This window comes from Xylanibacter ruminicola, assembly GCF_900142525.1.
GTDB classification, from domain to species: Bacteria; Bacteroidota; Bacteroidia; order Bacteroidales; family Bacteroidaceae; genus Prevotella; species Prevotella ruminicola_A.
This window is the reverse complement of sequence record NZ_FRBD01000045.1, coordinates 1-4,792: the sequence shown is the minus strand read 5'-3', so window position 1 is coordinate 4,792 and position 4,792 is coordinate 1. Positions and strand designations below refer to the sequence as shown.

Below are 4,792 nucleotides of genomic sequence, written 5' to 3'. Positions count from 1 at the left end.
AAGTCCTGATGACAGGTAGATTTTAGAGATTCCATCACACTCCGGCAATTTTGTCGTGACCAAATTGCCGTATTCCAATTTTTTTGTTGTAACTTTGTCGCCGTTAGGGTATTTGTACATTGATTTTTCCTTTATGTTTGGCGATATAAAGTTACGAAAAATTTGTCAAATATTCTAATATTTTTGCAACGTATATTATTGATTGTCAGTTAATTATATATAAATAAAACCATTCGCAAATCTTGTCAAACTAGATAGAATAAATCGCGATTGATATAGCCGATAAACTATCGTTCTTTTCAACTAAATTGCAGAAGAACCACCAAAATCAGGAAAAGACAATCACCTGCATCATACGTTCCAGATTATAGCCACAGATGCAACGTAGAGTTAATGCCAGGTCGAAGGTACGCATGTTTCTGTCGCCAGAGTTTGGTATCTTTCCACCATTAAACAGCTCCCAGTACTTAGCTATGATATCTGTAAATAGTATGCCATTGTACTCTGCCTGTGGGTCGTTGGCCACGGGATTAACTATAGTCGTTGTTTCTGAACTGTAGCACTGTAGCGGTGTAGCATCAAACAGCTCGTCATCCAGAAACAGCAGTTCGTTTTCATCAGCAGTTGTGGTATAGAAAACCCTTGTTATGTCCTTTGCAGCATCATCAAATTTAATTCCGAGCAATCGGCTAGCCCACTGCAAATTACCCTCTTGCGAGAGTTCCTGCTGACGGCGAAAAGCCAAGTGATAACCTTTAGTGGCCGATCGCTCAAACATCAGCAGGCCAAGTTCTTCGCGCTTCGATAGCACCAATTCGGGTACGCCCGCCATCTTCTCAGCAAGCCAGGTCTGCTGCTCCTCAGGCGACAACTCTTCAGGTACCACAAAGTCTATGTCCATACCCACCGAGCACGATGCCTGTTTGCAGCCCTTCAACAGTCCGTCGTCGCCAGGCAGACACGAGTAGTTCATCTGCACAAGTTGATTCTTTAAATCTATACGGCCTGCTCGTATTTTGCTCAGAGTAGTAGTCTGTTTGCGACTGCCTCGCAGGGCCAGATAGTCCTTTCTTGTAAGGACGGGGCGCATCACTTTGGCTCCATCCTCGTTGTAATGATCTAATACGTACACACTCATTTCTTTCGTCCTTTCTTTAGTAATTTAAGGAGGTATTTTACAGCCTCTGCCGAATCCTCCTCCAATATAGCAGGCAACTCATCGCGCATCTCACTGGGCAGCATCACCAGGAAGCGATCATATCCATCGGCACCAAACGACAGGGTACTGAATTTAAGTCTAAGTTCAGGCTTATTGTGTCGGCGCTTACGGCGAATAAAGTCGAATGTGCCGTTGCTCAGTAGTTGACCGCGACCTACAGCACAGAACGGCTTTACCAGTCCAACACTCGGATTATCAGGCAGCACCTGTACATAATCCAAACCACTCTCACTCTTTGTAACGGCCATCATGCCGCTGATAGTAACTGTGTTAATTTCTTTCTTCTTCATGTTTTTTGAGTTTATTTTAGCGAGAAGAAGCTGGGATTCTTTGGCCATTTACTCGAGAACATCCTCCTCACTCCAACTCAAAAATTAATTAAAGCTTAACGATTTCATTTGCAACTATGTCCATGTAATTCTGCCCTTGGAACTCTCTCGCCTGGAATCGCATATCGCAAGCAACAAGCTGTTCCACTTCGAACTCGATGGTGGCCTGATTGCCAAGCAGCGTAACCACATAGCAGTTGGCATACTTGCCGCCCAGCTCTTGTAGAACCAGCGTGCGTTTATTCAGCACGCCACCTTCTGATTTTTCACTCTGTACGGTAGTCATTGCTCCGCACTTTTTCACTCTTAAAATTAATGTACTCATAATAATTTTGAATAATAAAAAGTTTTGATTAGAAAAAAATATAAATGGAATTTCCAAATAGCCTCTCAAAAAGGTTTCTTACCTCTTCGGTTGTCAAGGGCGCACAATGATGACATTTTTCCTCATCTATCCTCACCTGGCGAAAGAAGTCCAGATACTCCTTGCGCTTAACACGTCCACGCGATTTGCCTGCCGCTTTGGTTTTCTCGTCCATTTTCCAACAATCGCACAGATAGCAAGGTCTCACTTCTCGACCATGTTTTGCACAACCTCTTTTTGTTATCAATCTCGATTGCTCCTTGTAGGCGCAACTGGCGCAGCACATCTTAATGCTGATGCCGAAATGATTCTTTGTAAATTTTACTGTTTTCATATTGTTAAAAAATTAATTCGAGTGCAAAAGTACGGCGATTTTCAAATGGGTAAAAACAATCGATTTTACCCAAATGTTAAAGTTGATATTGCTCTACTATTTTCCTTATTTTTACTAGCAACGAGTGCTCTTCTATCCCCATTCCCATATAACGTCTATATGGACTTTCCTTTCCATCAGGCTCCAATAGCGCGTCGTATTTTCGGTCACTATAATACTGGTACACACCTTTTTCGCGCAGCACGCCTATAATGCGTACCACATTATACTTATCGAACTCCTTACATAATCGCGCCTTGGGCTTGGGCATCAAATATTCCACAAGTTGTTCCGTTGATAAAATCTGTTCCCACAGTTCATCAATTACCGTTTCGTAGTCATTAGTCACAAACGTCCTTATACGCGCCACATACGCGCATACATCTTTTACCACCTGTGCCTTGCTGACAATCTTCTTACCCTCGTCAACAAAAAGTCTCCCCTCTCGTGCAGCCGCCATCAGCGCCTCAACGTCAAAGCCCTCAGGACGGACTTGTTTTAGCTTACTCATAACCTCGAAGTGTTATGCTCGGCCAGCAAGAGTGGATAGCTATCCAAAACGCACCGGTGCAGGCTCAGGCAAGCTTCGCGGTTAATACTATATACTCATCCGACAAAATGTCGTCTGAGGTTTACTTGTGCAAAGATAAAGTGTTTATATTGCAATTAACTTTTATCTTTTAACCGGCAATCATTCCAATAAAAAAAAATTCTCTGAAATAATAATATATTTAAGTGCATACATTTCCGAGTATTGAATAAGAAATACTCATAGAAACAAATGATTTCGATATTTTTAGACAATGAGAAGGAAATCTTTTCCTAAAATACAACATGTGTATTAGAAATCAAACACAAAATAGGTGAACTCCGAATCAGAATCCACCTACCATATGTTTTATAAAAAGGAAGAACTTTACGTTTAAGCAGTCTTTAACGTTAATCCAGATATCCTTTTAGCAAAAGCTTGAGCCAACTCTTCATTACTAAAGTTTTGGTCTTTTGTTAATTCTCTTCTGCTTTTTGACACTGCAGACCAACCTGTGGGTGTATACTTTCCTTTATAAGTATTGCAGAAATTTTAGCAAAAAACTTATAAAAACTTTGGATTTTGCTTGGATGTTTCAGAAATAGTTCGTACCTTTGCAGCACGAGAACCCGCCAAGCCTCTTTACAATGCTTAAATCGGCGGGCGTTTATATAGTTTCTAAAAAGTATTCAATCGCCTTTTGCAATGAATCGAGATCGTTCTTGATGGTTGAGAAAATCAGATAGCCGTTGATATCGAAGTATCCGTGAGCTATGTGATTTCGAATGCCCATAACGTCTATCCATGGGATTTCGGGACGTTCGGGAAGAAGCTGGCCATTAGTAAGTTTGTCAATCTGCTTAATACCCTCGCCGATTGCCTCGATGAGCATGCAATTGGCAGCAAGTGTTTTCATTCCGCCTGGAGACAAATAGTAGTCTTCAGCAGACTTTACATCCGCGTTCCACTCCTTCAACTGATTAATAGCTGTGTTAATCTGTTCAAAGGTAGCCTTTAGCCTATCACGATCATTGGATGACGTAAATTCCATCGCGCTCAATATCCTTTAGTAAATAAGGGTTTATATGTGGGTGCATGTGAACAACATCAACAGAACACTGCAATAACTGTTCCAAGAAGCGCTTCAAGCGAACGACCATATAAATGGCAGGTTCCATCTCTACACACACATCAATATCGCTACCATCGCGCTGTTCCCCACGAGAAACAGAGCCAAATAGCCGCAAGGTGCGTACGCCAAACAAGGTACGCAATTCATCAGCATGCGCTTTAATCAGTTCAATATATTCGCTTGTAGTCTTCATTCTAAAGTATTTCTTAAATTATCACGATGCAAATATATGAAGAAAAAACGAAAAACAAAACATTTTCAGCAAAAAACTTATAAAAAATTTGCTTTTGCTTGGAAGTTTTGAAAATACAAAATTTAAACTGGGTTAGCTACGCGCTACAGTGCTACAGTTGAATTTTTAGGGGTAGATTGGTAGAGTTAGATTATTATATTTATATATATTATAATATATATAAATATAACCTCATATTTCAGGGTAAGCAGGCTTAATTTTTAAACTGTAGCACTGTAGCACTGAACGCGCGTGCTTGTCTTTTCCTGATTTTGGTGGTTCTTATGCAATTTAGTTGAAAAGTACATGCTCCAATACAAGTTTGTTCTTCAGTAGCTCTATACCTGCCCTTCCATACATCAGCCGCTTCACGGCTTTTAGTTTATTGACGTATCCTTCTGTAATTCCATTTGTGACGTTGAGCTTGATAGTGTTCCTGACAGCCTTGTAATCCTTCATTATTCCGAGGATGAAAGTCTTTAACGTTGCGATAGAGGTTTTCCAATATTTCTTCATCCATCGGATTAATTCTGTTGTATCTGAGCCTGTGATGATAGCATAGAATCTCTCTGTAGCATTGTACATTTCACGGAACCAGCCTAATGTGTTGAGTA

8 protein-coding genes are annotated in these 4,792 nt (G+C 40.7%); all 8 read right to left on the bottom strand.

Annotated elements, in window-relative coordinates:
- Positions 1-328 precede the first annotated feature (328 nt).
- On the bottom strand, positions 329-1,138 hold the full coding sequence (locus tag BUB86_RS16755; protein WP_073211852.1) for a hypothetical protein: 810 nt from the start codon (positions 1,136-1,138) through the stop codon (positions 329-331).
- On the bottom strand, positions 1,135-1,509 hold the full coding sequence (locus BUB86_RS16750) for a hypothetical protein (protein WP_073211859.1): 375 nt from the start codon (positions 1,507-1,509) through the stop codon (positions 1,135-1,137). The genes BUB86_RS16755 and BUB86_RS16750 overlap by 4 nt, the downstream gene beginning before the upstream one ends.
- An 88-nt stretch (positions 1,510-1,597) precedes the next feature.
- Positions 1,598-1,873, bottom strand: a complete 276-nt coding sequence (locus BUB86_RS16745) for a DUF3127 domain-containing protein (RefSeq protein ID WP_073211850.1) — start codon at positions 1,871-1,873, stop codon at positions 1,598-1,600.
- A 28-nt stretch (positions 1,874-1,901) separates the two neighbouring features.
- Positions 1,902-2,246, bottom strand: coding sequence for a hypothetical protein (locus tag BUB86_RS16740; protein WP_073211847.1), 345 nt, complete (start codon positions 2,244-2,246; stop codon positions 1,902-1,904).
- A gap of 76 nt (positions 2,247-2,322) precedes the next feature.
- The gene (locus tag BUB86_RS16735; protein WP_073211844.1) at positions 2,323-2,796 is read right to left on the bottom strand and encodes a hypothetical protein; all 474 of its coding nucleotides are present in this window, start codon (positions 2,794-2,796) and stop codon (positions 2,323-2,325) included.
- Between the two features lie 685 nt (positions 2,797-3,481).
- Positions 3,482-3,865, bottom strand: a complete 384-nt coding sequence (locus BUB86_RS16730) for a DUF86 domain-containing protein (RefSeq protein ID WP_073211840.1) — start codon at positions 3,863-3,865, stop codon at positions 3,482-3,484.
- Entirely contained in the window at positions 3,843-4,139 is a 297-nt protein-coding gene (locus BUB86_RS16725) for a nucleotidyltransferase family protein (RefSeq protein ID WP_073211837.1), read from the bottom strand. The genes BUB86_RS16730 and BUB86_RS16725 overlap by 23 nt, the downstream gene beginning before the upstream one ends.
- Positions 4,140-4,469: 330 nt before the next feature.
- Positions 4,470-4,792: transposase (locus tag BUB86_RS16720; protein ID WP_139261746.1), on the bottom strand; the 323-nt coding region annotated here is incomplete at its 5' end.

Bases quoted from the DNA above. Each gene is read 5' to 3' on its own strand.
- BUB86_RS16730 (WP_073211840.1), bottom strand. From the start codon at position 3,865: ATGGAATTTACGTCATCCAATGATCGTGATAGGCTAAAGGCTACCTTT.
- BUB86_RS16740 (WP_073211847.1), bottom strand. From the start codon at position 2,246: ATGAAAACAGTAAAATTTACAAAGAATCATTTCGGCATCAGCATTAAG.
- BUB86_RS16750 (WP_073211859.1), bottom strand. From the start codon at position 1,509: ATGAAGAAGAAAGAAATTAACACAGTTACTATCAGCGGCATGATGGCC.
- BUB86_RS16745 (WP_073211850.1), bottom strand. From the start codon at position 1,873: ATGAGTACATTAATTTTAAGAGTGAAAAAGTGCGGAGCAATGACTACC.
- BUB86_RS16755 (WP_073211852.1), bottom strand. From the start codon at position 1,138: ATGAGTGTGTACGTATTAGATCATTACAACGAGGATGGAGCCAAAGTG.
- BUB86_RS16735 (WP_073211844.1), bottom strand. From the start codon at position 2,796: ATGAGTAAGCTAAAACAAGTCCGTCCTGAGGGCTTTGACGTTGAGGCG.
- BUB86_RS16725 (WP_073211837.1), bottom strand. From the start codon at position 4,139: ATGAAGACTACAAGCGAATATATTGAACTGATTAAAGCGCATGCTGAT.